The 26315-nt window shown below is 72.9% G+C and carries 28 protein-coding genes; 13 read left to right on the forward strand and 15 right to left on the reverse strand.

Annotation, left to right across the window (positions count from 1 at the left end; translation table 11 throughout):
- The first annotated feature begins 9 nt into the window (after nt 1-9).
- From ACWCRJ_RS27735 to ACWCRJ_RS27745, 3 genes are all read left to right on the forward strand, one after another.
- Nucleotides 10-1542, forward strand: a complete 1533-nt coding sequence (locus tag ACWCRJ_RS27735; protein WP_450941860.1) for a S8 family serine peptidase — start codon at nt 10-12, stop codon at nt 1540-1542.
- A 112-nt stretch (nt 1543-1654) separates the two neighbouring features.
- The gene (locus ACWCRJ_RS27740; protein WP_450941861.1) at nt 1655-3043 is read left to right on the forward strand and encodes a CoA transferase; all 1389 of its coding nucleotides are present in this window, start codon (nt 1655-1657) and stop codon (nt 3041-3043) included.
- A gap of 100 nt (nt 3044-3143) precedes the next feature.
- Nucleotides 3144-4193, forward strand: a complete 1050-nt coding sequence (locus tag ACWCRJ_RS27745; protein ID WP_450941862.1) for a CopD family protein — start codon at nt 3144-3146, stop codon at nt 4191-4193.
- Between the two features lie 57 nt (nt 4194-4250).
- Here the strand turns inward: ACWCRJ_RS27745 and ACWCRJ_RS27750 are convergent, their stop codons facing one another.
- Both ACWCRJ_RS27750 and ACWCRJ_RS27755 read right to left on the reverse strand, forming a co-directional pair.
- Nucleotides 4251-4919 (reverse strand): lysoplasmalogenase, encoded by a 669-nt coding sequence (locus tag ACWCRJ_RS27750; protein ID WP_450941863.1) that lies wholly within the window; start codon nt 4917-4919, stop codon nt 4251-4253.
- Nucleotides 4916-5863, reverse strand: a complete 948-nt coding sequence (locus ACWCRJ_RS27755) for a sterol desaturase family protein (RefSeq protein ID WP_450941864.1) — start codon at nt 5861-5863, stop codon at nt 4916-4918. Before ACWCRJ_RS27755 ends, ACWCRJ_RS27750 begins: the two co-directional genes overlap by 4 nt.
- Nucleotides 5864-6139: 276 nt before the next feature.
- On the opposite strand from ACWCRJ_RS27755, the gene ACWCRJ_RS27760 reads away from it, so the two are divergent.
- The 3 genes from ACWCRJ_RS27760 to ACWCRJ_RS27770 all read left to right on the forward strand — a co-directional run bounded on the left by ACWCRJ_RS27760 (nt 6140) and on the right by ACWCRJ_RS27770 (nt 8355).
- Complete coding sequence (locus ACWCRJ_RS27760; protein WP_450941865.1) at nt 6140-7135, forward strand: DEDDh family exonuclease; 996 nt, start codon at nt 6140-6142, stop codon at nt 7133-7135.
- Nucleotides 7136-7239: 104 nt separating this feature from the next.
- On the forward strand, nt 7240-7473 hold the full coding sequence (locus ACWCRJ_RS27765; protein ID WP_078531414.1) for a hypothetical protein: 234 nt from the start codon (nt 7240-7242) through the stop codon (nt 7471-7473).
- 81 nt (nt 7474-7554) lie between these two features.
- The gene (locus ACWCRJ_RS27770) at nt 7555-8355 is read left to right on the forward strand and encodes an SURF1 family cytochrome oxidase biogenesis protein (RefSeq protein ID WP_450941866.1); all 801 of its coding nucleotides are present in this window, start codon (nt 7555-7557) and stop codon (nt 8353-8355) included.
- Nucleotides 8356-8379: 24 nt separating this feature from the next.
- On the opposite strand, the gene ACWCRJ_RS27775 is transcribed toward ACWCRJ_RS27770, so the two are convergent.
- From ACWCRJ_RS27775 to ACWCRJ_RS27790, 4 genes are all read right to left on the reverse strand, one after another.
- Nucleotides 8380-9342 carry a hypothetical protein gene (locus ACWCRJ_RS27775; protein WP_450941867.1) on the reverse strand — a complete coding sequence of 321 codons (963 nt, stop codon included), beginning with the start codon at nt 9340-9342 and terminating at the stop codon, nt 8380-8382.
- 351 nt (nt 9343-9693) lie between these two features.
- Nucleotides 9694-9882, reverse strand: a complete 189-nt coding sequence (locus ACWCRJ_RS27780; RefSeq protein ID WP_450941868.1) for a YbdD/YjiX family protein — start codon at nt 9880-9882, stop codon at nt 9694-9696.
- Nucleotides 9879-12029: a carbon starvation CstA family protein gene (locus tag ACWCRJ_RS27785; protein ID WP_450941869.1), complete on the reverse strand. Its 2151-nt coding sequence runs from the start codon at nt 12027-12029 to the stop codon at nt 9879-9881. The genes ACWCRJ_RS27780 and ACWCRJ_RS27785 overlap by 4 nt, the downstream gene beginning before the upstream one ends.
- A gap of 55 nt (nt 12030-12084) precedes the next feature.
- Nucleotides 12085-12342, reverse strand: a complete 258-nt coding sequence (locus ACWCRJ_RS27790) for a DUF3311 domain-containing protein (protein ID WP_450941870.1) — start codon at nt 12340-12342, stop codon at nt 12085-12087.
- Between the two features lie 167 nt (nt 12343-12509).
- Here ACWCRJ_RS27790 and ACWCRJ_RS27795 point away from each other — a divergent pair, with 167 nt between their 5' ends.
- The 5 genes from ACWCRJ_RS27795 to ACWCRJ_RS27815 are packed head-to-tail and all read left to right on the forward strand — an operon-like array spanning nt 12510 to nt 17639.
- Entirely contained in the window at nt 12510-14066 is a 1557-nt protein-coding gene (locus tag ACWCRJ_RS27795; protein WP_450941871.1) for a sodium:solute symporter family protein, read from the forward strand.
- Nucleotides 14063-14728 carry a sigma-70 family RNA polymerase sigma factor gene (locus ACWCRJ_RS27800; RefSeq protein ID WP_450941872.1) on the forward strand — a complete coding sequence of 222 codons (666 nt, stop codon included), beginning with the start codon at nt 14063-14065 and terminating at the stop codon, nt 14726-14728. The genes ACWCRJ_RS27795 and ACWCRJ_RS27800 overlap by 4 nt, the downstream gene beginning before the upstream one ends.
- A complete protein-coding gene (locus ACWCRJ_RS27805; protein WP_450941873.1) occupies nt 14725-15018 on the forward strand; it encodes a hypothetical protein in 294 nt (97 codons plus the stop codon). The genes ACWCRJ_RS27800 and ACWCRJ_RS27805 overlap by 4 nt, the downstream gene beginning before the upstream one ends.
- 58 nt (nt 15019-15076) lie before the next feature.
- Nucleotides 15077-16879 (forward strand): glycoside hydrolase family 15 protein, encoded by a 1803-nt coding sequence (locus ACWCRJ_RS27810; protein ID WP_450941874.1) that lies wholly within the window; start codon nt 15077-15079, stop codon nt 16877-16879.
- Nucleotides 16880-16883: 4 nt separating this feature from the next.
- Nucleotides 16884-17639, forward strand: a complete 756-nt coding sequence (locus ACWCRJ_RS27815) for an SDR family oxidoreductase (RefSeq protein ID WP_450941875.1) — start codon at nt 16884-16886, stop codon at nt 17637-17639.
- Between the two features lie 58 nt (nt 17640-17697).
- On the opposite strand, the gene amaP is transcribed toward ACWCRJ_RS27815, so the two are convergent.
- The 5 genes from amaP to ACWCRJ_RS27840 form a co-directional block, all read right to left on the reverse strand.
- Nucleotides 17698-18276, reverse strand: coding sequence for an alkaline shock response membrane anchor protein AmaP (amaP, locus tag ACWCRJ_RS27820; RefSeq protein ID WP_450941876.1), 579 nt, complete (start codon nt 18274-18276; stop codon nt 17698-17700).
- Between the two features lie 6 nt (nt 18277-18282).
- Nucleotides 18283-18996, reverse strand: a complete 714-nt coding sequence (locus ACWCRJ_RS27825; protein ID WP_450941877.1) for a DUF6286 domain-containing protein — start codon at nt 18994-18996, stop codon at nt 18283-18285.
- Nucleotides 18993-19367 (reverse strand): hypothetical protein, encoded by a 375-nt coding sequence (locus tag ACWCRJ_RS27830; protein ID WP_450941878.1) that lies wholly within the window; start codon nt 19365-19367, stop codon nt 18993-18995. Before ACWCRJ_RS27830 ends, ACWCRJ_RS27825 begins: the two co-directional genes overlap by 4 nt.
- Entirely contained in the window at nt 19364-19549 is a 186-nt protein-coding gene (locus tag ACWCRJ_RS27835) for a hypothetical protein (RefSeq protein WP_450941879.1), read from the reverse strand. The genes ACWCRJ_RS27830 and ACWCRJ_RS27835 overlap by 4 nt, the downstream gene beginning before the upstream one ends.
- A 71-nt stretch (nt 19550-19620) precedes the next feature.
- A complete protein-coding gene (locus tag ACWCRJ_RS27840; RefSeq protein WP_450941880.1) occupies nt 19621-20106 on the reverse strand; it encodes an Asp23/Gls24 family envelope stress response protein in 486 nt (161 codons plus the stop codon).
- 86 nt (nt 20107-20192) lie between these two features.
- Here ACWCRJ_RS27840 and ACWCRJ_RS27845 point away from each other — a divergent pair, with 86 nt between their 5' ends.
- Nucleotides 20193-20918 carry a nucleopolyhedrovirus P10 family protein gene (locus ACWCRJ_RS27845; protein ID WP_450941881.1) on the forward strand — a complete coding sequence of 242 codons (726 nt, stop codon included), beginning with the start codon at nt 20193-20195 and terminating at the stop codon, nt 20916-20918.
- A 72-nt stretch (nt 20919-20990) separates the two neighbouring features.
- On the opposite strand, the gene ACWCRJ_RS27850 is transcribed toward ACWCRJ_RS27845, so the two are convergent.
- From ACWCRJ_RS27850 to abc-f, 3 genes are all read right to left on the reverse strand, one after another.
- A complete protein-coding gene (locus ACWCRJ_RS27850) occupies nt 20991-21782 on the reverse strand; it encodes an enoyl-CoA hydratase/isomerase family protein (protein ID WP_005477682.1) in 792 nt (263 codons plus the stop codon).
- A 127-nt stretch (nt 21783-21909) separates the two neighbouring features.
- Nucleotides 21910-22131, reverse strand: a complete 222-nt coding sequence (locus ACWCRJ_RS27855) for a helix-turn-helix domain-containing protein (protein WP_006123601.1) — start codon at nt 22129-22131, stop codon at nt 21910-21912.
- 361 nt (nt 22132-22492) lie between these two features.
- Nucleotides 22493-24091, reverse strand: coding sequence for a ribosomal protection-like ABC-F family protein (gene abc-f, locus ACWCRJ_RS27860; protein WP_059079423.1), 1599 nt, complete (start codon nt 24089-24091; stop codon nt 22493-22495).
- Between the two features lie 226 nt (nt 24092-24317).
- Here abc-f and ACWCRJ_RS27865 point away from each other — a divergent pair, with 226 nt between their 5' ends.
- The gene (locus tag ACWCRJ_RS27865; protein WP_046919317.1) at nt 24318-24746 is read left to right on the forward strand and encodes a VOC family protein; all 429 of its coding nucleotides are present in this window, start codon (nt 24318-24320) and stop codon (nt 24744-24746) included.
- A gap of 18 nt (nt 24747-24764) precedes the next feature.
- Here the strand turns inward: ACWCRJ_RS27865 and ACWCRJ_RS27870 are convergent, their stop codons facing one another.
- Nucleotides 24765-26159 carry a hypothetical protein gene (locus ACWCRJ_RS27870; RefSeq protein WP_450941882.1) on the reverse strand — a complete coding sequence of 465 codons (1395 nt, stop codon included), beginning with the start codon at nt 26157-26159 and terminating at the stop codon, nt 24765-24767.
- Between the last annotated feature and the right edge of the window lie 156 nt (nt 26160-26315).

Consider the following 26315-nt stretch of genomic DNA (forward strand, 5'->3'; position numbering starts at 1 on the left):
GGAGATCCCATGGCTCATCTGCGCTCCAGACGACGGCTCGCTCTCGCGGTGCCGGTCGTCCTGTCGCTGACCGCCTCGCTCGGTTTCCTGCCGGGTGTCGCCACGGCGGCCCCGGTCGCGAAGTCCACCGCCGCGACCGCGGAGGGCCCGAACCTCTCGTACGTCGTGAACACGAAGCCGAACAAGCGCACGATAGCCGCCGTGCAGGAGGCGATAGCCGAGGCCGGCGGCAAGATCGTGATCACGTACGACGAGATCGGCGTGATCGTGGTCCACTCGACCGACCCGGCCTTCGGTGCGAAGATCCGCGCCGTGCGCGGTGTGCAGTCGGCCGGTGCCACCCGGACCTCGCCGCTGACGCCGGCCGGTACGACGGACGTGGGTGCCGTCGACTACCTGACGGCCGAAGAGGCCGCGAAGGTGAAGGCCGCCTCGGCGGACATGCCCGGCGCCGAGCCCCTCGAGGCCGACCAGTGGGACCTGCGGGCGATCGGCGCCGACAAGGCCGCGACGATCAACCCGGGGAGCAAGAACGTCACCGTCGCCGTGATCGACACCGGCGTCGACGACACCCACCCGGACCTCGCGCCGAACTTCTCCAAGTCCCAGTCGGCGAACTGCAACGGCGGTGTCGCGGACACCAGTGAGGGCGCCTGGCGTCCCTACACCGCGGGCGACTACCACGGCACGCACGTGGCCGGTGAGATCGCCGCGGCCCGCAACGGCGTCGGCGTCGCCGGTGTCGCGCCGGGCGTGAAGGTCTCCGGCATCAACGTGACCGACCGCGTCAGCGGCCTCTTCTACGCGGAGAGCGTCGTCTGCGCGTTCGTGTTCGCCGCCGACCACGGCGTGGAGATCACGAACAACAGCTACTACGTCGACCCCTGGCTCTACAACTGCATGGACGACCCGGACCAGCGGGCGATCGTCGACGCCGTCAACCGGGCGCAGGAGTACGCCACCAAGGAAGGCACGCTGAACCTGGCGTCGGCGGGCAACTCCAACCACGACCTCGCCTCCGACGCGATCGCGGACGCCTCCAGCCCCAACGACACCACTCCGGTCCCGCGCACCATCGACCCGAGCGAGTGCTTCGACATCCCGACCCAGCTGCCGGGTGTCGTCACGGTGAGCGCGACGGGCGTGAAGAACGAGAAGTCGTACTACTCCACCTACGGCAACGGTGTCGTCGACATCGCGGCCCCGGGCGGCGACGCCCGCTACCAGATCCCGGACACGCCGTCGAAGAACGGCCGCATCCTGTCCACGATGCCGAACGGCGCGTACGGCTTCCTCCAGGGCACCTCGATGGCGTCGCCGCACGCCGCCGGTGTCGCCGCGCTGCTGAAGTCCACGCACCCGGGCGCGAACCCCGGGCGGCTGCAGCGGCTGCTGAAGGCCGAGGCGGACAAGCACGCCTGCCCGACGTCGTACGACCAGAACGGTGACGGCACGCAGGACGCGGTGTGCCAGGGCACCCTGGACCTGAACGGCTTCTACGGCGCCGGCATCGTCAACGCCCTGAAGGCCGTCAAGAAGTAACCCTCCGCGAGGAGAGGGCACGGTCATGACGTGTACGGCCGGGCGGTGACCTCACCGCCCGGCCGTTTCCGTTGTCGCCCTCCGTCCCGGTCTTCGTTGCATAGTGCGGGTCATGACAGACATGAATCACGCGTGGGCGGCCCTGGGCGGCGATCCCGCGCTGCTGCCGAGGGTCTCGACCGTCGTACGGGACGGGGTGCTGCCAGCCCGGCTGCCGGTGCGGGAGCTGGCGCGGACCTGCGTCGGGGTGTGCGCGCTGGCGGCGGCCGAACTCGGGGCGCGACGGGCCGGGCTCGCGCAGGTGCCGCGGGTGCGGGTGGACGACGGGGCGGTCGGCACCACCTTCGTGAGTGAGCGTCATCTGCTGGTCGACGGACGGGCGCCGGTCAGCTTCGCGCCGCTGTCGCGGTTCTGGCGGACGGCGGACGGGTGGGTGCGTACGCACGCCAACTACCCGCACCACCGACGGCGGTTGCTGTCCGCATTGGGAGTGCCGGAGACCTCCCCCGACCCCGTCGCCGACGTCGAGGCCGTCCTCGCCGAGCGGGCGTCCCTGGAGGTCGAGGAGACGGTGTACGCGGCCGGGGGCCTGGCGGTCGCCCTGCGGACGGCCGGGCAGTGGGCGGCGCACGGGCAGGCGGGGGCGGTGGCGGCCCGGCCGCTGGTGGAGCACGAGCGGCTGGACACGGCGTACGCGCGCGTGCTCGCGCCGGTCGGGGGCGGGCCTCTGCTCCCCGCGGCCGGAGTACGTGTCCTGGACCTGACCCGGGTCATCGCGGGCCCGGTGGCCACCCGCACGCTCGCCCTGCTGGGCGCGGACGTGCTGCGCGTGGACCCGCCGGGGATGCCGGAGATCCCCGACCAGCACACCGACACCGGATCCGGGAAGCGGTCGACGACCCTCGACCTGGGCCGCACCGCCGACCGGCGGGCCTTCGAGGACCTGCTGGCCTCCGCGGACGTCGTCGTCACCGGCTACCGGCCGGGCTCCCTAGACCGCTTCGGACTGTCACCGGACGCGCTGGTCTCGCGGCGGTCCGGCGCGGTCGTGGCGCAGCTCTCGGCGTGGGGCGCGGACGGGCCGTGGGCCGGGCGACGGGGGTTCGACAGTCTGGTGCAGGTGGCGACGGGCATCGCGGCGATCGAGGGTACGGAGGAACGGCCGGGCGCGCTGCCGGCGCAGGCGCTCGACCACGGGACGGGGTACCTGATGGCGGCGGCCGTGCTGAGGGCGCTCACCGACCGGACGGAGCAGGGGTACAGCCGGGTCGTCCGGCTGTCGTTGGCCCGTACGGCGGCCTGGCTGACGGGCGGGATCGGGCAGGCCTCGGGCGAGGACGAGGGCGCGGCGTACGAAGGCCCGGAGGCGTGGCTCGCCGAGCGGGACAGCCGGCTCGGGCGGCTGCGGTACGCCCTGTCGCCGGTGTCGTTCGAGGGCGGGCCCGGCGACTGGGCTCGGCCGCCGGGGCCCTGGGGCGCGGACGGGCCGCGCTGGGACTGAGTCACCGGGGCCGCCCACCCGTACGTATGGGGGCAATGTCGAACTGCCAGTTGTTATCCGGCACTTGCATGGTTCTGGTGCGACTGGTGAACTTTTCGGGGTGAGCCTGACGAGTGGGACCGCTGAGGCGACGGAGGCGGGGGCGGACGAGCCGGAGCGCGGTGCCGGGCGACGGACCGGACCGCCCGGAGGCCGGGCCGGCAGGGCGGTCGCCGTCCTCGTCCTGGTGGGCGCGGGTGCGCTGATCCCCCTGCTCGGGCCGCGTGCCGCGCTGGACGGTACGGGTGAGGCCGGGGCGCCCGGGGCCGGGGGCGTCGCGCTGCTGCGGGCGGTGCTGCTGGCGGCGCTGTGTGTGCCGGTGGGCGAGCTGTTCGTGGGGTGGCTGGCACGACGGGTGCCGGGTGCCTCGCCGGAGGTGCCGCGCAGTTGGGCGCCCTGGGCGGCGGTGGCCGGGTTCGTGGCAGCGTCGGGGCTGGCCTCGGTGGTGGCCACGGGCAATCTGGTGCCGGACTCCCCCGCCGACCTGGACGTGGGCGGGCTGTACGCGACCCGGGACGGCAGACTCGCGCTGCTGGAGGTGAACGCCTTCGCGGCGGCCGGCCTGCTCGCGCTCTCCCGCAGGCCGGCCGCCCAGGCGCTGCCCCTGGCCGCGCTCGTCGTCGCGGAGGCACTGCGGGCGCACCCCGCCACGGAGTACGGCCCGCTCGTCGGCACCGGCCTGACCCTGGTGCATCTGACGTGTGCGGCGCTGTGGGCCGGCGGACTGCTCCACGTCCTGCGGACACTGCGCACACGCGCGTGGCGCTCGACGCGGGCGGGCACCGCGTTGCTGGGCCGCTACGCGCGCGTGGCCGCCCTCCTGCTGGCCGCCGTCACCGCCACCGGCGTGTGGAGCACGCTGCGCCGCATGCCACCGGGCACGGCCCTGGACCAGCTGACGGAAACGGCGTACGGACGCGCCCTGTTGGCCAAGGTGCTCCTGGTCACCGCCGTCGCCGCCCTCGCCCTGCGGGCCCGGCAGCGCCTGCGCCACCCGACCGGCGGCCGGCCCGACGCCGACGCCTTCGCCCGCGCCGAGGTGACCGTCCTGGGCGCGGTCGTCGCGGTGTCGGCCCTGCTGACGGCGCTGCCGGTGCCGATCCGCTGGTGAGCGGCGCCGGGTGTCCGCGGTGCGAAGGACGGTCGGTGGTCTCGTCGTTCGGTTCGGTCAGGCCGGGTTCGCCGTGTCGTACGCCGGGGTGGCCGGGTGCCGGTCGCCGGGGCTGCCGAGGACGCCACGGACCAGCAGGTACTGGGCCGCCAGATAGGTGAGCATGATCCACAGCTCGGGGCGGGGCGGCTGCGGCCAGTCGGCCACGCCGGTCGCGATGAGCATGTCCGACACCACGAAGAGCGCGCCGCCGAGCCCCGCGACGGGCCCGAGCCGTGCGGCGGCCCACGCCATCGTGGTCAACAGGGCGCTGTAGCCGGCGACGGGGAGCCGTAGGTCCGCCGGCAGACCGGGCCACAGGCTCGCGACGGCGGCGATCAGGGCGAGGCCGTACCCGACGGCGTACACGAGCCGCCCGGGCTTGTCGGACCTCCCGAACAGGACGAGATAGCAGACGTGGCCCGCGGCGAAAGCGGCCATCCCGGCGAGGAAGGCCGGTTCGGCGTCGGAGAGGAGCAGGACATCGCCGCCCCAGCCGAACAGCAGGGCCGCGAGCAGCGGTCGTGGGGCACCGCGCGTGTACGCGTACGCCGCGAGCAACGGCATCAGCAGGGGCTTGGCGACGGTGTGCCCGGGGGTGAGGCCGAGGGTGAGGGCACCGAGGTCGACCACGGCGGCGGTCCCGAAGGCGACGAGGAGGGCGGTTGCCCTGTCCGGTCGTCTCACGCGGCGGTCTCCCCGACGGTGGCCGCGCCCTGGCCGGCCGCCGCGTCCTGCCCGGCCGCCGCGTCCTGCCCGGCCGCCGCGTCCTGCCCGGCCGCCGTGGCGTGCTCGGGCGGCCGTGCGGGCTGCCAGCCCGGCCCGCGGAAGACCCGGCCCGCCCGCTCGCCCCAACCGCCGGCCCGCTGCAGGTCCCTGGCGATGGAGACGTACTCGTGGGTGGCGACCCGCAGCGGGTTGTAGGTGTCGATGTTCTTCGTCAGCCCGTACACCGGCCGCTCGGTCTCCTCCACGAAGGACCCGAAGAGCCGGTCCCAGACGATGAGGATGCCGCCGAAGTTACGGTCCAGGTAACCGCCCTGGGAGGCGTGGTGGACCCGGTGGTGCGAGGGCGTGTTGAACACGAACTCGAACGCACGGGGCAGCTTCCCGATCCGCTCGGTGTGGATCCAGAACTGGTAGACGAGGTTGGCGGAGGAGCAGAAGGCGAGCGCGGCCGGGTGCACGCCGAGGGCGACGAGCGGGACGTAGAAGGGCCAGACGGTCAGCGTCGTCCAGGGCTGCCGCAGGGCGGTGGTCAGGTTGAACCTGCGGCTGGAGTGGTGGACCACGTGACAGGCCCAGAGGATCCGGATCACGTGGTGGCCGCGGTGCGACCAGTAGTAGAAGAAGTCCTGCGCGAGCAGCATCAGCGGGATCGTCCACCACAGGACCGGGACGCGCAGCGGGGTCAACTCGTGGACGGCCGTGTAGATCGCGACGATCGGGATCTTCCAGAGGAAGTCGAAGGCGAGGCTCCCGAGCCCCATGCCGACACTGGTCGCGGCGTCCTTCGTGTCGTACCCGGCGGCATCGTCGTCCGGATGGATCCGGACACTGATCACCTCGATCACGGTGAGCAGCACGAAGGCGGGTATCGACCACAGCACGACATCGGGCAGGTTCGGCATGTGGGCACGGTAGATCCGCTGGTCGGCGGCGGCTAGACGTTGTTACTGACAAGTATTTCCGGTGGTACGCGCTTGCTTCTTGGCGCCCTCCACCAATACGGGAACGCGGGGCGCACGGTCGGCGGGCGCCCCGGCCCGCGACGCGAGCGATGGCGGGCGCCGACACCGGAGGCGACTGCCGCGTGCCCGTACGGAGTTGTACGACGCCGCGCCCGACCTGCCGCGTCCGCCGACGCGGTAACAGGCTGTCAGTCGCGGCCCGTATCCTCAGGGACCATGCTCGAAGACCACACGACCGCAGCGTCGCAGGCGCCTTGGCCGGCCGCGTATCCGCAGGGGTACGCGGTCGTCGACGTGGAGACGACCGGACTGTCCCGGGACGACCGGATAATCTCCGCGGCCGTGTACAGACTGGACGCGCGGGGCGAGGTCGAGGACCACTGGTACACACTGGTGAATCCCGAGCGGGACCCGGGCCCTGTGTGGATCCACGGACTGACGAGTGACGTGCTCGAAGGGGCGCCGCTCTTCCGGGAGATCGCGCAGGAGTTCTCGGCGCGGCTCGCCGACCGTGTACTCGTCGCGCACAACGCGGTGTTCGACTGGTCGATGATCGCCCGCGAGTACGCGCGCGCGGAGACCGAGGCGCCCGTGCGGCAGCGGCTGTGCACGATCGCGCTGTCGAAGGAGCTGGGTCTGCCGCTGCCCAACCACAAACTGGAGTCGCTCGCGGCGCACTTCGGGGTGGTCCAGCAGCGGGCGCACCACGCTCTGGACGACGCGCGGGTGCTGGCGGAGGCGTTCCGGCCGAGCCTGCGGGTCGCCGCCGCGGGCAACGTACGGCTCCCGCTGCACGAGTGCCGGCCGCTGACCGAGTGGCGGGACAGCCCCGCCGCGCCCCGGATCGGACAGCAGGCGGGCCCCGGTGGCTACGGCGGCTACCGGCCCACCAGTTGGCGGCCCGCCCGGAAGCGGCCCGCCTGCCCCCACCCCAACCCCGGGCGTTACGAAGACGGCAAACCGCTCAAGCAGGGCATGCGGGTCGCCTTCTCCGGGGACACGTCGATCGAGCGCGATCTGCTGGAGGACCGGGCGATCGAGGCCGGGCTGCACGTGGCGACCAGCCTGTCCCGGGTGACCAGCCTGCTCGTCACCAACGACCCGGACTCGAACACGTCGAAGGTCGTCAAGGCCCGGCAGTACGGGACGCCGGTCGTGGACGAGGCGGCGTTCGGACAGCTGCTGCGCGATGTCGAGCCCGCCGACGACTGAGCGGCGGGACGGCCCGCGGCGGCGGCCGTACGGATGGGTGATTGCCGCGCGACTCGCCCGCCGCCCGCTCGCCCGCGCGGTGGTGACGGCTCACCCTGTGGCGCATGGCGAGATGCGAAGTTTGCGGCAATGACTACGGCATGACCTTCGAGATCCACGCACAGGGCGCGGTGCACGTCTTCGACTGCTTCTCCTGCGCGATCCACCGCATGGCCCCCATCTGCGAGCACTGCCGGGTGCAGATCATCGGCCAGGGCGTCGAGGTCGAGGGCCACTGGTACTGCGGCGCCCACTGCGCGCGGGCCGAGGGGAAGGCGGGCATCGTCGACAAGGTCTGACCACGCCCCCCGCGGGGCCCCACGAGGTCCGAGCGCCCACCCGCCCGAACACACCCCACGACCGAGTTGTACGGTCGTGGGGTGTACCGCTTCCTGTTGTCCCGGCAGTGGGTGATCCTCACGCTGCTCTCGCTCGTCCTGATCCCGACCATGGTCAGGCTGGGCATCTGGCAGATGCATCGCTACGAGGAGCGCAGCGCCCGGAATCAGCTCGTCGCCGACGCGCTGGCCGCGAAGCCGGTGCCCGTGGAGCGGCTGACCTCCCCCGGGCACACCGTCACCAGCGCCGAGCGCTACCGCACGGTGACCGCGAAGGGCCGCTTCGACACCGACGACGAGGTCGTCGTCCGCCGCCGCGTCAACGCCGACGACGAGGTCGGCTTCCACGTCCTGACCCCGTTCGTGCTCGACGACGGCAAGGTGCTGCTCGTCAACCGGGGCTGGATCCCGGCCGACGGCCCGAGCCAGACCGCCTTCCCGAAGATCCCGGCGCCGGCCGCCGGTGAGATCACCGTCACGGGACGGCTGATGCCGGACGAGACGACCGAGGCGAGCGGGATCAAGGATCTCCAGGGCCTGCCGGACCGGCAGATCATGCTGATCGACAGCGAGCGGGAGGCGGACCGTCTCGGCGTCCAGGTGCTCGGCGGCTACCTCGCGCAGACGGCGCCCGAGCCGAAGGGCGACACCCCGGAGCAGCTCGGCAGTCCCGGCGACGAGAACGCCGCGCTGAACTACGCCTACGCGCTGCAGTGGTGGCTCTTCGCCCTCGGTGTCCCGATCGGTTTCGTCATCCTCGTCCGCCGGGAGCTGCGCGACCGTGCGGAGGCCGCGTCCGCCGCGGCGGATGAGGAGAAGGAGACGGCGTCCGCTCCGGCGTAGGCGCTCGCGGTCCCGGCGCGGGTCTCAGGTCCGGCCCCGGCCACCGCTCGCTCTCTCCCGCCAGTACGCGAACGTGCGTTCCGGTTCGGGCAGCAGGTCCCACGGGTGACGTGTCATGTGGCGGCCGAGGCGCTGGAAGACGGGGGCGGCCTCCACGGGACGGCGGGCCCGGGTCAGGGCGAACGCGAGGATGTTGAGGTCGGTGACCGCCTCGGCATGGGGTGCGGTCCCGGCGTCGAACCAGCTCTCGAGCGCCAGGTTCAGTTCGTGGGCGGACCGGGGCTCGTGCCAGTTCCCGCCGCCCGAGCCGAGGGCGTCGAACGGAGTCCCCTCCTGGCGGTGCGCCATGAGTTCGACGCGGGCCGCCACGGGGAGCAGCGCGAGCGGTGAGCCGTGGGGTGCGCGGGCGGCGGCCTGCCAGGCGAAGTCCATCATGTCGGGGACCGTGCCGTGTCCGCGCGGCGACAGGTAGCGCAGGAGCCGGTGGTAGGCCGTCCGGAGCCAGGGGGCCCGGTCGACGGCCTCCGTCCAGGCGGGGACGGCCTCCCCGACCGGTACGGCGCAGGTGTCCATCAGCGACAGCAGCGCCAGCCAGGGTGTGGGGTCCTCGGGGCCGGCCTCGGCCGCGCGCAGGCAGGCGTGTTCGGCGTGGCGGACGGCCGCGCGGTCGGTGGCGGGAGTGCGGTGCGCCGCGACGCAGGCGTGCAGGGTGAGGGCGTCGCCGTCGCCCGGGCGGTCGGCGGTCCAGCGCTGCGGGATCGCCGCGGGCAGGTGCCGGGCCAGTACGGCGATGCGGTGGGTGCGGCGGTCCCAGTCGCGGCCCGTGGCGCGGAGGAGGTCGGCCACGGGTTCCCATACGGGGCGGGTGCGGCCCGCGCCGAGACCGTGGAGCTGCTGGGCGGGGCGGAGTTCGGTGAGGGTCCTGTGCAGGGGGTCGTCGTCGAGTTCGGGGCGGATCAGGAGGGAGGGTCGGCGGCGTCTCAGCATCTTTGGATCCGGGGTCGGGGGTGGGGTTGGGGTGGGTTCGGGTGCCTTGCCGGGTGCGGGTCCGGTGGCGGCTGGTCGCGCAGTTCCCCGCGCCCCTGAGCCCAGGCCCTGCGGGCCTGCAGGGCCAAGGCCCCGCGGGCCTGGAAACCGGCGGCTCTGCGGGCCTGGAAACCGGCGGCTCTGCAAGCCTGAACCGGCGGCTCCGCGGGCCTGGAAAGCATGGGGCGCAGCCCCTGCTGTTCAGGGGCGCGGGGAACCGCGCGAGAAGCCCCACCGGACCCGCGCCCGACCACGCCCCCCGGCCGGCACGACTGCCCGCGGCCGGGCCGGCTCAGGGGGTGGCCGCAGCCCTCAGCAGCAGCGGCCCTCCGGGTGTTCCTCTCGGTGCCGGGTCCGTAGGGCGTCGTACTCCCGTCGGGTCGGGAGCGGGGCCTTCGGGTGGTGACGGCGGTGGCGGTCGCAGTAGCGGTCGTACTCCGCTTCTCCGGTCAGTTCCCGCAGGTACCAGCGGACGGACCGTACCCAGTGGCGGGCGGTCACCGGTCGGCCCCCACCAACCGCTTCTCGGGGTCCTCCGCGTCGATGCGCGACTCGACGTACGGCGTCTCCGTGGAGGGCAGCGGGACCGCGGAGCGTACGGCGCGGACGCACACCACGGCGCAGTTGACCAGGACCGTGAGGACCAGGAGCAGGAAGATCGCCATGATCACGCCGTCGACCGTGTTGTTGAGGACGATCGTGTGCATGTCGTCCATGTCCGTGGCGCCGGGCAGGAGTTCGCCCTTGTCGATGGCCGCCGCGTACTTGTCCCGCAGGGCGAAGAAGCCGATCGCGGGGTTGTCCGAGAAGATCTTCTGCCAGCCGGCGGTGAAGGTGACGGCCACGTCCCAGGCGAGCGGGATGCCGGTGACCCAGGCCCAGCGCAGCTTGCCCGACTTGATGAGCACGGTGGTGGTGACGGCCAGGGCGACGGCGGCGAGCAGTTGGTTGGCGATGCCGAAGAGGGGGAACAGCTGCTTGATCCCGCCGAGGGGGTCGGTGACACCGGCGTACAGGAAGTAGCCCCACGCGCCGACGACCAGGGCGCTGGTGATCCAGATGCCCGGCTTCCAGGTGACGCGCCCGATCGGCTTCCAGACGTTGCCGAGCATGTCCTGGAGCATGAAGCGGCCCACACGGGTGCCGGCGTCCACCGTGGTGAGGATGAACAGGGCCTCGAACATGATCGCGAAGTGGTACCAGAAGGCCTTCATCCCGGCGCCGCCGAAGACCCCGGCGAAGATCTCCGACATGCCGACGGCCAGGGTGGGCGCGCCGCCGGAGCGGCCGACGAGGGTCTCCTCCTCGACCGCCTTGGCCGCCGCGGTGAGCTGTTCCGGGGTGATGGTGAAGCCGAGGTTCTTGACCGCCTCGGCGGCGGTGTCGACGGTCGGGCCGAGCAGCGCGGCCGGGGAGTTCATGGCGTAGAAGAGGCCGGGTTCGAGGACACAGGCGGCGATGAGGGCCATGACGGCGACGAAGGACTCCGTGAGCATGGAGCCGTAGCCGATCAGCCGGACCTGCGACTCCTTCTGGATCAGCTTCGGCGTGGTGCCGGAGGAGACCAGGGCGTGGAAGCCGGACAGGGCGCCGCAGGCGATGGTGATGAACAGGAAGGGGAAGAGGGAGCCGGCGAAGACCGGTCCGGCGCCGGTGCGGGCGAACTCGGTGACCGGCTCGGCGCGGAGGTTCGGGGCGGCGATGACGACACCGACGGCCATCAGGGCGATGGTGCCGACCTTCATGAAGGTGGAGAGGTAGTCGCGCGGGGCCAGCAGCATCCAGACGGGGAGCACGGAGGCGACGAAGCCGTAGCCGACCAGGCAGAAGACCAGGGTCTCGGGGCTCCAGACGAAGTACTCGGCGAGCGAGGAGTCCTGGATCCAGCCGCCGCCGAGGATGGCGAGCAACAGCAGGGCGACGCCGATGAAGCTGGTCTCCACGACCCGGCCGGGGCGCAGGTAGCGCAGGTAGAAGCCCATGAAGAGGGCGATCGGGATGGTCATGGCCACCGAGAAGGTGCCCCAGGCGGACTCGGCGAGGGCGTTGACGACGACCATCGCGAGGACCGCGAGCAGGATGATCATGATGGCGAAGACACCGATCAGCGCGGCGGCCCCGCCGACCTTGCCGATCTCGTCCCGGGCCATCTGGCCGAGGCTCTTGCCGTCCCGGCGCATGGAGAGGAAGAGGACGATCATGTCCTGCACCGCACCGGCGAAGATCACGCCCGCGATGATCCAGATCGTGCCCGGCAGATAGCCCATCTGGGCCGACAGCACCGGCCCGACCAGCGGACCCGCGCCGGCGATGGCCGCGAAGTGGTGGCCGAACAGCACCCGCTTGTCGGTGGGGTGGTAGTCGACGCCGTCCTCCAGGCGTTCGGCCGGCGTGGCCCGGGTGTCGTCGACCTTCAGGACCCGGCGGGCGATGAACCGCGAGTAGAAGCGGTAGCCGATCGCGTACGAACCGAGGGCCGCCATGAGCAGCCAGACCGCCGAGATCTCCTCGCCCCGGGACAGCGCGAGCACGGCCCAGCCGATGGCGCCGACGAGGGCCACGGATATCCACAGCGCGATCGATCTGGGGGTCATACGGGATTTATCCGGCGTCTCGGGGCCGGATTCGGGCATGGCTGAGGTGGACATGGCGGCTCCTGATGTCAAGGGGTGTGCGGCAGGGAGGAGAGCGGGGCGGTGCGGCTCAGGGATGTCGGTCGGAGCGCTGTCCGTCCGAGCGGTGTCCTCGCGGACGACGGCGGTCGGTCAGCGCGTACGCGGCGAGCAGGCACAGGCCGCATCCCGGGACCCAGGCGAGCTGGTACCAGTAGAAGAACGGCGTGCCCGCGAGCCGGGGCTCCGCGCCGGCGTACCAGGGCACCCACAGCAGTCCCGCGGCCGGGGCGAGGAGCAGGACGGCGGTCGCGACGCGCCGTAGCCGCTGGTGAGCGTGGGGTTCCATGGGCTGTGCTCCTCTCCCGATCGCTGTGGGTCTGTGCAAGAGTTGCCCACCCGCCGGATCCGGTTGACACCGAATTTCCAGAAGATTTCCCGCCGCTTCGTGTCCTCCGAACCGGCCGTCCGCGCAACCAACACGCGAGGGCCCAGGCACACCAAGGACGGTGACCCATGGCGGACGCTGCCATGACCGCGACGTTCCTCGCCGTGATCGGCGGAGCGTCGCTGCTCGCCGTCACCGCGCGCCGGCTGCGCCCCACCGGCCGGCTGCCCTCGCTGGAGGGCTGGGCGCTGGCCGACCGGAGCCTCGGCCCGGTGTGGACCTGGCTGCTGCTGGGCGGCACGATCTTCACCGCGTACACCTTCACCGCCGTGCCGGGCCTCGCGTACGGCAACGGGGCGCCCGCGTTCTTCGCGGTGCCGTACACGGTGATCGTCTGCCCGCTGGCCTTCGTGCTGTTGACCCGGCTGTGGGAGGTGGCCCGGCGGCACGGCTATGTGACGGCCGGGGACTTCGTGCGCGGGCGGTACGGTTCGGCGCCGCTCGCCCTGGTGGTGGCGCTGACCGGGATCCTCGCGACGATGCCGTACCTGGCGTTGCAGCTGCTCGGCATCAGGGCCGTGCTGACGGCCGGGGGCGTCTATCCGAAGGGCGCGGCCGGTGATCTCGTGATGGTCGCGCTGTTCGCGGGGCTCGCGGTGGCGACGTACCGGCACGGGCTGCGGGCGCCCGCCGTGATCTCGGCGCTGAAGGCGGTGGCCGTCTTCGTGTCGCTGACCGCCGTGTGCTGGCTGGTGCTGGAACGGTTCGGCGGTCCGGGCGCGGTCTTCGAGGGCGCGGCCCGGCGGCTCGGCGGCACCGGTGTCGAGGGGTCCGCCCTCCTGCTGGCCCCCGAACAGCAGCCCGCCTACGCCACCCTCGCGCTCGGCTCGGCGCTGGCGCTGCTGATGTACCCGCACGTCCTCACCGCCGGGTTCGCCGCCGACGGGCCGCGCACGGTCCGCAAGGTCGCGGTGGCACTGCCCGCCTGGACGGGGCTGCTGGCCCTCTTCGGCTTCCTCGGGATCGCGGCGCTCGCGTCCGGGGTGCGGGCGCCCGAGGGCGGCGCGGAGGCGGCCGTGCCGATGCTGGTGGACCGGCTGATGCCGGGGCCGCTGGCCGGACTGGTGTTCGGCGCGATCACCGTGGGCGCGCTGGTCCCGGCGGCGGTGATGTCGATCGCGGCCGCCACGGGCTTCGTCCGCAATGTGTACGTCGAGTACTTCCAGCCCACCGCCACACCCAAGCGCCAGGTGCGCATCGCCAAGGTGGTGTCGCTGACCGCGAAGGTGGGGGCGGTGGCGTTCGTGTTCGGACTGCGCGACCAGGACGCCATCAACCTCCAGCTCCTCGGCGGGGTGTGGATCCTGCAGATCTTCCCGGCGGTGGCGGTCGGCCTCTTCACCGGGCGGCTGCACCCCCGGGCGCTGCTCGCCGGATGGGGCGTGGGCATGGTCACCGGCACGTTCCTGGTGGTGCGCGAGGGGTTCTCGTCCATCGTGCTCCTGGGCGGCGGCTCGCTGGAGATCTACGCCGGCCTGCTCGCGCTCCTGCTCAATCTGACCGTCGCCGTCGTCGGCACCGCGGTCCTCGAACGGCTCGGTGTCCCGCGCGGCGCCGACGCGACCGACCTACCGTCCCGCCTGACCGTCAGGCGGCGCCCCGAGACGGGAGCGAGCAACCCGTGAGACGCAGACAGCACCTACGTGTGCCGGTGCCCCCGGCCGCTTCCGCACCCGTGACCGCCGCCGGCCCCCGGAGCCCGGTGTCGGCCCCGGCCGCCGAGCCCCTGATACCGCGGCAGGGCCGGGTCCCGAACCCCGCCCTGCCGCCGGGCGCCCTCGGTGATCCCGCCGACGTGGAGCGCGAGGCGGGCGTCGCCCGGCTGTTCGAGCTGCACTACTCCTCGATGCTGCGGCTCGCGGTGCTGCTGGGCGCCGACGACCCCGAGAACGTGGTGGCCGAGGCGTACTACCAGATCTACCGCAAGTGGCGGCGCCTCAGGGACGCCGAGGCTGCGGAGGCGTATCTGCGGTCGACGGTCTGCAATCTGACCCGGATGCGGATACGGCACCTCCAGGTCGCCCGCAGACATGTCGAGACGCCCGCCGCCGAGGAGCCGGTCGCCTCCGCCGAGAGCACCGCACTGCTCCACGACGACCAGCGGGTGCTGATCGGCGCGCTCCAGCAGTTGCCCGCCCGGCAGCGGGAGGCGCTCGTGCTGCGCCACTGGCTGGGGCTGAAGGAGAGCGAGATCGCGGCCGCGATGGGGATCTCCTGCGGCTCGGTCAAGACCCACACCGCACGCGGCCTCGCCGCCCTGACCCAGGCGATGGAGGCCCGGCGATGAACGACACCACCGGCAACGACACCGGCCGGGACCGCACCGAGCGGGAGCTGGCCGAGGCGCTCGCCGCACTGGCGGGCGGGGTCCACGCCGCGCCGGACGCCTACCGCACGGCCCGCGGCGACTGGCTCCGCCGCGAACGCCGCCGTCGCCTCGTCCTCGCGGTCCTCGTCCTCGTGGTCTTCACCCTCGCCACCCTGCTCGGCCTGTGGGTCCTCAACCAGGCCCCCTCCGGCTCCGGGGTGATCTTCTCCGGGGTGGGAGGGACCACGGCGGGGCCGGGACCGGGCTGACTCTCCCCTTCCGGATCCCGCCTGATTGATCACCCCCGGGCCCGGGAACCCGCACCCCGTGCACCCCCGCATCGAGGACTACGCGCTGATCGGCGACCACCAGACGGCCGCGCTGGTGAACCGCCAGGGTTCCGTCGACTGGCTCTGCCTGCCCCGCTTCGACTCGGCCGCCTGCTTCGCGGCCCTGCTCGGCGACCAGGAGAACGGGCACTGGACGATGGCGCCCCGAGGAGGCGGAACCTGCGCGCGCCGGGCGTACCGGCACGACTCGCTCGTCCTCGACACCGAGTGGGAGACCGACGAGGGCGCGGTACGGGTCACCGACCTGATGCCGCAGCGCGACCGCTCCCCCGACGTCGTACGGATCGTGGAGGGCCTCTCCGGCCGGGTGACCATGCGCAGCACCGTGCGCCTGCGCTTCGACTACGGCTCGGCCGTGCCGTGGATGCGCAGGTCGGACGGTCACCGAGTGGCCGTCGCCGGCCCGGACGCGGTGTGGCTGCGCAGCGAACCCGGGGTGCGGTCGTGGAGCGAGGACCGCGCCACGTACGCGGAGTTCACGGTCGGACCGGGCGAGAGGGTCGCGTTCGTGCTGACCTGGCACCCCTCGCACGAGCCCCGGCCCCGCCTCGTCGACCCGTACAAGTCGCTGGAGACGAGCCTGCACGACTGGCGGGCCTGGGCGGCGCGCTGCCGGTACACCGGCCCGCACCGGGACACCGTGGTCCGCTCCCTGATCACCCTCAAGGCCCTCACCTACGCCCCGACCGGCGGGATCGTCGCGGCCGCCACCACCTCCCTGCCCGAGGAGATCGGCGGCGTCCGCAACTGGGACTACCGCCACTGCTGGCTGCGCGACTCCGCCCTCACCCTCGGCGCGCTGCTGTCCTGCGGCTACCAGGAGGAGGCCGAGGCATGGCGCGACTGGCTGCTCCGCGCGGTGGCGGGCGACCCGGCCGACCTGCAGATCATGTACGGCCTGGCCGGTGAGCGCCGCATCCCCGAGTACGACCTGCCCTGGCTCTCCGGCTACGAGGACTCGCGTCCGGTCCGGGTCGGCAACGACGCCGTACGGCAGTTGCAGCTGGACGTGTACGGCGAGGTCATCGACTCCCTGTTCGTGTCCCGGCGTTCGGGTCTGCCCGACAAGCCGGACATGTGGCGGATGCAGTGCGCGCTGATGGAGTACCTGCGCTCGGCCTGGCGCAAGCCGGACGAGGGGCTGTGGGAGGTGCGCGGGCCGCGCCGCCACTTCACGCACTCCAAGGTCATGTGCTGGGTGGCCGCCGACCGGGCCGTGCGCACCCTGGAGGACGACCCGACGCTGACCGGCGGCGACCTCGACGGCTGGCGGGCCCTGCGCGACGAGATCCACCGCGAGGTCTGCGACCGCGGCTTCGACCCCGACCGGGGCACCTTCACCCAGTCGTACGGCTCCCGCGAACTCGACGCCTCACTGCTGCTCATCCCCCTCATGGGCTTCCTGCCGCCGGACGACCCCCGGGTCATCGGGACCGTCGACGCGATCCGTGCCGAGCTGAGCCACGAGGGGCTGGTCCGCCGCTACGGACTCGACCGGCACACGGCCACGACCACCTCCGTCGACGGCCTGCCGGGCGGCGAGGGCGCGTTCCTCGTGTGCTCGTTCTGGCTGGCGGACGCGCTGCATCTCACCGGCCGCACGGCCGAGGCGCGCGAGCTGTTCGAACGGCTCGTGGGGCTGGTCAACGACGTGGGACTGCTGGCGGAGGAGTACGACCCCGTCGCAGGCCGGCAGCTCGGGAACTTCCCCCAGGCGTTCAGCCACGTCGGTCTCGTGGGCACCGCCCTCGCCCTCTTCGACGGGAAGGAGGCAGGATAGGGCCATGGATCTTGGGCTGATGGACCGTGTCTACATCGTCACCGGAGCGACCCGCGGACTGGGTCACGCGGTCGCGCGGGAACTCGTCGCCGACGGCGCGAAGGTGGTCGTCACGGGCCGCGAGGAGGAGAGCGTCGAGGCGGCGGTGGCCGCGCTCGGGGCGAACGCGGCGGGGGTCGCCGTGGACAACGCCGACCCCGGCGCCGCCGGGCTGCTGATCGCCGCCGCGCGCGAACGCTTCGGGCGCTTCGACGGCATCCTGGTCAGCGTGGGCGGGCCGGCGCCCGGGTTCGTCGCCGACAACACGGACGAGCAGTGGACCGCCGCGTTCGAGTCGGTCTTCCTGGGGGCGGTCCGGCTGGCGCGGGCCGCGGCCGAGGAGCTGGGTGAGGGCGGTGTCATCGGGTTCGTGCTGTCCGGGTCCGTGCACGAGCCGATCCCCGGGCTGACCATCTCGAACGGGCTGCGGCCGGGGCTGGCCGGATTCGCCAAGTCGCTCTCCGACGAGCTGGGGCCGCGGGGCATCCGGGTCGTGGGTCTGCTCCCGGCGCGCATCGACACGGACCGGGTGCGTGAGCTGGACGGGCTGTCGGCGGATCCGGAGGCGACGCGGGCCGCGCACGAGTCGCGGATCCCGCTGCGGCGGTACGGGCGGCCGGAGGAGTTCGGGCGTGCGGGCGCCTTCCTGCTGTCCCCGGCCGCGTCCTATCTGACGGGGATCATGCTGCCGGTGGACGGCGGGATGCGGCACGGGTTCTGACGGCCCCGCGGGTACCGGCCGCCGGCTCGTAGGCGAGAGCCGACCGCGAGGCGGGTGATCAACTCACCCTCTCCGCACGGTGCCTGGCCGCGCGCAGCCTGACCTCCGCCGGGAGCGCGGCCAGTCCGGCCGAGTCCTCGGCGTGGGTCAGGGCCTGGGACGTCAGGGTGCTCAGGGCGTCGCCCGGGTTCACATGGGGCTGGAGGAGGAGGCGGACCCGGGCCTCGGGGGCGTTGCGGCGCCCCGTCAGGCGGGTGTGGGCCCGTTCGACGCCCTCCGCCTCGGCGGCCTCGGTGGTGAGCACGCCCTCCAGTGCCCGTCCGCGCAGCAACGCGCCCTCGCCGTCGCCGGTGTCGACGAGCACCTCGGCGAGGCGGTGGCGCCGCAGGACCGCCGTCAGCCACCACAGGGCGAGCAGGACGAGAACGGCGAGCACGGCGATGACAGTGGGCCACCACCAGCCGGAGTCGTGCCACCGGGTGCGGTCGGCGTCGCTGAGCAGGATGTCCTTCTCGCCGTCGTGCGGCCACCACGAGGGCGGGTCCACACCCAGTCCGACGGCGAGGACGGCACCGCCGACCACCACCAGCACGAGCCCGACGACTCCGAGCAGCACCCGGTTGACGGTCCTCGGCATCGCGCCTCACCCCTTCCTGCCGGGCCGGCGGACATGCACCGACAGAGCGGGCGGCCGGGACAGGCCGAGCCCCCGGATGCCGTCGGCGAGCATGAGGTCCAGGTCGGCCCGTACCTCGTCGAGTTCCCGGAAGTGGGACACCGCGCGGACATCGACCCGCTTGCGGCCCGCCCTGACCCGTACGGACTGCACCCCGGACACCTCCATGGCCCGGTCGCGCAGGGCCAGCGCGGCGGCGTCCCGGTGCAGTCCGGCCCGTACCCGGGGGTGGACGCGCCGCATCGGCAGGACGTCACGCAGTCCGGGGGTCGCGGCGAGCACCAGCAGCCAGAGGCCGAGGAGCACGGCGACCGAGGCGCCGACGAGCACCCAGGTGTCGTCGAGGGGGCGCTCGGCGAGTTCCCGGGCCAGCGAACGGCGCCACGCCATGGCGGGCCGGCCGGCGCGGACGGCGACGACGTCGTACAGCAGCAGGCCGAGACCCGCGAGGAGCACGGCGGCGAGGATGCCCGCGGGGATTCTGCGCGCGGACCAGAAGCGTTTCTCCCCGCCGTTCTCGCCGTCGCGGACCGGCGGTGGGTCGTACGCGGCGGCGGACGCGGACTGCTCCGGCTCGCGGTCGGCGGTCCTCCCGTCCCCGCCCGTGCCGTCGGTGTCGTCGGCCTTCTCGATGACGGGTAGTCGTCGCGTGGTGCCTTCGGAGCGCTCGGGTTCGCTCATCGCGTCCTCGCCTGTGCCACGTCGTGTGCATGCGCCGGGTGCAGCCGTTCGACGTGGACGGCCACCTCCGACACGTGCATTCCCGCCAACGTCCCTACCCGCTCGACGACATGACGACGCACAGCGGCGCACTGGCCCCCGATGTCCGAGGGGTAGGGGAGCCCGAGACCGACCGTCACGCGCGCGGTCTCGTGACGGACGAGGACGGTGGCGTTCGGGGGCGCGGAGTCCGGCGTCGGCGCCACCAGTGCCTCGCGCGCCGCCTGCGCGGCGATCTTCGCGACCACCCGGTCGGCGATCCGGGTCGCCCCGCGCTCACCGGGCTCGACGGCCCCGCGCTCCGCGGGACGGCCGCTGTCAGGCGGGTTCATCGGCGTCGGTCGTCACGTGGGCGGAAGAAGTCGCCCAGTTCCAGGTCCCCCTCCAGGAACCGGCCGACGACGAAGCCGACGGCTCCCAGTGCGGCCACCAGCAGGAAGGCGCCGAATCCGCCGAAGTACCCGGCGAAGCCCAGCGCCATGCCGGTGATCATGCCGATCATGGCCAAGCTCATCCTGCGCTCCTAGACACTCCAAGAACTGCTGACGTACGTGGTGGGCCGGGTGCTCGACGGCCGGGCCCCGCTCACTGCAGCCGGGACTCGGGCTCCTCGTCCTCCTCGTCCGGCAGCTTCACATCGCTGACCGCGATGTTGACCTCGACGACCTCCAGCCCGGTCATCCGCTCGACGGCCGCGACGACGTTCTCGCGCACATCGCGGGCCACGTCACCGATGGACACCCCGTAGTCGACGACGATCTCCAGGTCCAGCGCCGTCTGCACCTCGCCGACCTCGACCTTCACACCCCGGCTCACGGACTTGTCCCCGCCGGGCACCCGGTCCCGCACGGCCCCGAAGGTCCGTGACAGTCCGCTGCCCATGGCATGGACGCCCACGACCTCCCGCGCGGCGAGTCCGGCGATCTTCTCCACGACGCCGTCGGCGACGGTCGTACGCCCCCGGCCCGCGGGATCTCCGCCGCCGCGCCGGGTGGTCCTCCGCCCGACCTGTGGCGACTCCTTGGTGGTGTCGGGCCCTTCCGTCCGGTTCCGCTCCGTCATGTCAGTCATGCCGTACGTCCCTTCCGGTCATCCCCCTCAGCCCACAGTAAGCGGGGTCGCGGCGCCGCGCGCCGGGGATGGGGCAGGCTGGAGGAATGACGGCGGACAGATGGACGAAGGCGGTTCGCCGGCACCTCGGGACGGGCCGCGTGCTCCCCCTGGGCGGCCCGCAGGACGGCGCGTGGATCACGGAACGGGCCGTGGAATCGGTGCTGCGCGGCGCGGCCACGGCGCTGCGGGGGCTGAGGCTCGGCCCGCTGCGCGTCTCGTCGGCCGACGTCGACGGGAGCGAGGCGGCCGTGCCCCCGCCGCCGAGCGCGCTCCCCTGCGGACCGCTGCGCGTCACAGCCGATTTCGCGGCCCTGGCGGGCAGGGCCGCCGAGCCGTTCCCCGTGACGGCGGCCCGTCTGCGGACCGTCCTCGCCACCACCGCCCGGGAACGCGTCGGCCTGCGGGTGGCGGAGGTGGATCTACGGCTGACCGACCTGCTGGAGGACGACGAGCAGGCGGTCCCCCCGGCCTCCGCCTCCCCGCCGGCGACCCCCGCTCCGCCCACCGGCGACGACGAGCAGGCGCGCGCCGCCGCCGCGGGGCTCGCGGTCCCCGGCGTCGGCCGCCTCACCACCGTCCTCGGCGCTCCCGGCACGACGGGGCCCGCCCTCCCCCGCCGCCATGTCCTCGTGGAACTGGTGGTGACGGAGGAACGGCGGGTCCTGGACGTGGCACGCGAGGTACGGGTGGCGGTGGGCGAGGCCCTGCCGGGCCACCCGACGGTGGCGGTGCTCGTCACCGCGGTGACAGGCGGGGCCGCCCGGGTCTGACCGCTGTGGATCGCGGCGCCGGCTCAGTGCACACACGCCGCGCCGAATGCCGGCCGGCGGCCGGCATGCCGGCTACTGAGCGATCCCCGCGAGGTCCCGCAGGCGCCGCGCCTGGGCCGCCCGCTCCGCCGCGCGCTGCTGGTCGTAGTCCCGGCCCACCGCTCCTCGCAGCAGCGCCTTCGTCTCGACCACGGCGTCCCGCGGCGCGGACACCAGCGCGGCGGCCAGGTCCCGTACCGCGTCGGCGAGCTGGTCGCCGGGGACCGCGAGGTTCGCGAGCCCGATCCGCTGCGCCTCCTCCGCCGTGACGAAGCGTCCGGTGAGACAGATCTCCAGCGCGCGGGCGTACCCGACGAGGCCGACCAGCGGATGCGTCCCCGTGAGGTCGGGCACGAGCCCGAGGCTGGTTTCGAGCATGGCGAACTGCACGTCGTCGGCGACGACGCGCAGATCACAGGCGAGGGCGAGCTGGAAGCCCGCACCGACGGCGTGTCCCTGCACGGCGGCGATGGACACGATGTCGTTGCGCCGCCACCAGGTGAACGCCTCCTGGAACTCGGCGATGATCGAGTCGAGCCCGGCGTCGTCACGACGCGCGAGATCGACGAAGGAGGGCTCCCCCTCGATGCCTTCGGGCGTGAACATCTGCCGGTCGAGACCGGCGGAGAACGATTTGCCCTCGGCACGCAGCACGACCACACGGACGGAGCCCGGCACCGACCGTCCGGCCTCGGTGAGCGCCCGCCACAGAGCGGGGCTCTGCGCGTTGCGCTTGGCCGGATTGGTCAGCGTCACCGTGGCGATGGCGTCGTCGACGGTGAGCCGTACGCCGTCCTGGTCGAGCAGCGGTTCGAGCGAAGCCATGGGGCGCCTCCGATGAGTGCGGTCAGCAGAGCGATGAAGCATTGCTAAGTGACTGCACAGTAACCACCCGGTCGATCAGCCGACCGACCGGGTGGCCACCATCGAAGCCGATGGGCCGCCCGGCACGTCAGGCCGAGGCGGCTTTCTTGCCCCGCGTCGCGCCGCCACGCCCTCGGAGCGTGACGCCCGATTCGCTGAGCATCCGGTGTACGAAGCCATACGAGCGACCGGTTTCCTCGGCCAGCGCCCGAATGCTCGCACCGGAGTCGTACTTCTTCTTCAGGTCTGCCGCGAGCTTGTCGCGCGCGGCGCCGGTTACCCGGCTGCCCTTCTTCAGAGTCTCGGCCACCCGGTCCTCCTCATGGGAAGTGCGCTCTGGTCTCCTCATGATCACCCCTCCGGGGCGTGATGGCCACCCATTCGGCAAGGTCCGTGGGACAAGGTTGTGACGACGGGAGCGCACACCCACGAGCGGAAGCTGTGATTCCGCCCAGCGTCGTCCGTACACCCGAACGGGTTGTTCCGCGAAGTGCCAGGTCAGAGACGCACGACGGCCGAGCCCCTCGCACGGAAGGGCTCGGCCGTGAAATCGATGTAGGACACACCTCGGTACGAGGAGATCTCACACAGATGATGGATCACGGATGGGCCGAATGATCCAGAGGCAGTTGATCAACCCGGACGGTCGGCCCATTCGATCGGCCGATCGCTCAGGCGAGCGCGACGAGATCCGCGTAGTCCGCGCCCCACAGGTCTTCGACGCCGTCCGGCAGCAGGATGATCCGCTCCGGCTGGAGCGCCTCGACGGCGCCCTCGTCGTGGGTGACGAGGACGACCGCGCCCTTGTAGGTGCGCAGCGCGCCGAGGATCTCCTCGCGGCTGGCGGGGTCGAGGTTGTTCGTCGGCTCGTCAAGGAGCAGGACGTTCGCGGACGACACCACCAGGGTCGCGAGCGCGAGACGGGTCTTCTCACCGCCGGAGAGGACCCCGGCCGGCTTGTCGACGTCGTCGCCGGAGAACAGGAACGAGCCGAGCGTCTTGCGGATCTCGACCAGGTCCAGGTCCGGGGAGGCGGAGCGCATGTTCTCCAGGACCGTGCGCTCCGGGTCGAGGGTCTCGTGCTCCTGCGCGTAGTAGCCGAGCTTGAGGCCGTGACCCTCGATCACCTCGCCGGTGTCGGGCTTCTCCACACCGCCGAGGAGGCGCAGGAGGGTGGTCTTGCCGGCGCCGTTGAGGCCGAGGATGACGACCCGGGAGCCCTTGTCGATGGCCAGGTCGACGTCGGTGAAGATCTCCAGCGAGCCGTACGACTTCGACAGGCCCTCGGCCATGAGGGGGGTCTTGCCGCAGGGCGCGGGCTCCGGGAAGCGCAGCTTGGCGACCTTGTCGGAGACCCGGACCGCGTCGAGGCCCGCGAGCAGCCGGTCGGCGCGCTTGGCCATGTTCTGCGCGGCGACGGTCTTGGTGGCCTTGGCGCGCATCTTGTCGGCCTGCGAGTGCAGCGCGGCGGCCTTCTTCTCGGCGTTCTGCCGCTCCCGCTTGCGGCGCTTCTCGTCGGCCTCGCGCTGCTGCTGGTACAGCTTCCAGCCCATGTTGTAGACGTCGATCTCGGCGCGGTTGGCGTCCAGGTAGAACACCTTGTTGACGACCGTCTCGACCAGGTCGACGTCGTGGGAGATCACGATGAAGCCGCCGCGGTAGGTCTTCAGGTAGTCCCGCAGCCAGACGATCGAGTCGGCGTCGAGGTGGTTGGTCGGCTCGTCGAGGAGCAGGGTGTCGGCGTCGGAGAAGAGGATCCGGGCCAGCTCGATACGGCGGCGCTGACCGCCGGAGAGGGTGTGCAGCGGCTGGCCGAGCACCCGGTCGGGCAGGTTCAGCGCGGCGGCGATGGTGGCGGCCTCGGCCTCGGCGGAGTACCCGCCCTTGGTGAGGAACTCCGTCTCCTGGCGCTCGTACTGCTTCAGCGCCTTCTCCCGGGTCGCGCCCTGGCCGCCTGCGATCCGCTGCTCGTTGTCGCGCATCTTGCGGATCAGTACGTCGAGGCCGCGCGCGGAGAGGATGCGGTCGCGGGCGAGGACGTCGAGGTCGCCGGTGCGGGGGTCCTGCGGGAGGTAGCCGACCTCGCCGGAGCGGGTGATGGTGCCGCCGGCCGGGATGCCCTCACCGGCCAGGCACTTGGTGAGGGTGGTCTTGCCGGCGCCGTTGCGGCCGACCAGGCCGATGCGGTCGCCCTTGGCGATGCGGAAGGTGGCGGACTCGATGAGGACGCGGGCACCGGCGCGCAGCTCGACGGCGGAGGCGGAGATCACGGACAGACTCCAGGGCGGATCGGGGGTGGCGGGCGGGCGGCTGAGGACGTTCCCGCCGTCTAATGCGCGAGGAGAATGGCCATGGGCCGATTCTAACTGGGGGCGGCAAGCGGTTTATCGCCCGTATGACAAGGGATCACGTGGTCTCGGTCACCGGCTGCCGGGGCCTTGTCGGTGGTGGGTGCGAAACTGGGCCGCAGGGCGTGTTCCGGACGACGGAGAGGTCGTGATCGGTATGACGGGCAGGAGCGACGGACGTCCGAGCGTCTATCCGACGCTGCTGTACGCGGACGCCAAGGCCGCCATCAGACAGCTCACGGAGGCGTTGGGCTTCACCGAGCTGTCGGTCTACGAGGGCGAGGACGGTGTGGTGCAGCACGCCGAGCTGACGCAGGGCAACGGCGCGGTGATGGTCGGCTCCAAGGGCAGCGGCAGCGTCTTCGACGGCGCGATGAAGGGCGCGGGGCCCGCCGGGGTGTACATCGTCGTGTCCGCCGACGAGCTGGACGCCCACCACCGGCGGGCCGTGGAGCACGGCGTGGAGATCCTGACGCCCCCGACGGACCAGGAGTACGGCTCACGGGACTACATGGCCCGGGACGCCGAGGGCAATGTCTGGAGCTTCGGCACCTACGCACCCGAGACGGGCGGCTGACGCGTCGCGCCCGCCCGGTCAGCTGCCCCCGGTGTGCACCTGGAAGGCGGCGCGGCGGACGGCCTTGGCGAGGGCCGGGTCGGGGTGGGCGGCGGCGAGGGCGACCAGGACCTGGACGGTGCGGGGGTGGCCGACCGCGCGGACCTCGGCCAGCAGCGCGGGGACCGTCGGCTGCACCGCGGACTCCAGATGCCGCACGAGCAGCGGGGCCTCGCCGTGGTCGGCGACGGCGGCGGCGGTGTCCACCCAGAGCCAGGTGGACTCCTCGCGGGTGAGGACCTCATGGGCGTCCTCGGGGTCGGCGCCGTCGTGCTCGGCGAGCCAGAGCAGGGCGTAGGGGCGCAGCGGGGTCTCGTCGGCGACCGTGCGGACGTCGGGCTCGGCGGGGGCGCCGACGACGCGCAGCGCCTCGAAGGCGAGGCCCCGGATGAGGGCGTCCTCGCCGCGCGCGGCGGCGATCAGCTCGGTGACGGCGCCGCCCACGGGGCGGGCGGCGAGCCAGGCGCGGTACTCGGCGCGGGCCGCGTTCGGACGGAGCTGCGCGCAGCCTCTGAGCATGTCCTCGGCGGAGACCTCGATGTTGCCGGCGGGGCTCTGCGCGGCGACGCAGATCTGCTCCAGCTTGACCCAGACCGCCCAGCTGCCGAGCGGGGTGAGGGTGGCCTGGGCGTCGCCGTAGGTGAGGGCGCCGACGGAGGCGAGGGCGCGCAGGGACCAGTCGAGGAGCGGGGCGAGGGGGGTGTCCTCGGTGGGCTCGGGGTTCGGCTCCGGCTGCGGACCGTAGGGGACCTCGCAGCGCTCGGTGCGCAGTTCGGTGACCCGCTGTTCCAGGAGGTCGAGGAGCTGCTCGACGGGGACGGGCCCGGCGGAGAGCTGGAGGAAGGAGAGCACCTGGGGCATGGCCGAGACGACCTCGGCGACCGCCGCGGGCTCGCGGTCCTCGGGCTCGGGGTAGGCGATGGACCAGGCGTCGAAGAACGCGACCCAGCCGCGCAGGACGGCGCTGTCGTCGCGGTGCCAGGCACGCAGCCGCCAGCCGGGGCGCGCGCTGTCGCCGTGCACCTCGATGAGGCCGGCCAGTCGTGCCGTGTCCCAGTCGTGGCGGACCTGATCCGGGGTCAGGCCCAGTTCGACGGCGGCCCGTTCGGCGGTCGCGGCGGAGAGAGTGCCCTTGCCGTCGGGGTTCGCGCCCTCGCGGCCGGGGCGCAGGGCGGCATCGGCCCAGTGGGCGACCCGGGCCGCGTCCGCCAGAACGGCGCGGGCCATGCGGGCGAGTTCCACGGGCGGCGGGGTGCCCTCCGGGGGCCGGGGGGCCGGTCGGCGGCGCTGGGTCACTGCTGCTCGGGGAGCGGCGGCCAGGGTTCGCGGGCCGACGAGGCGGAGCCTGGAGTCGCGCGGGTTACGGGACGTCACGGGGGCAGTCTTCCGGTTGACGGTCCGAAAACCCAAACGGAATGTCACAGCGGGCGACAGGGGTGGCCAAGGCACGGGGTCCCCAGGGGTCGGTACCGACGAGGATCGCGTCACCACGGCGCTAAGCGGAATGTGGCGCACCTCTCGCTGCGGACA

Source organism: Streptomyces sp. NPDC002324 (assembly GCF_053593335.1).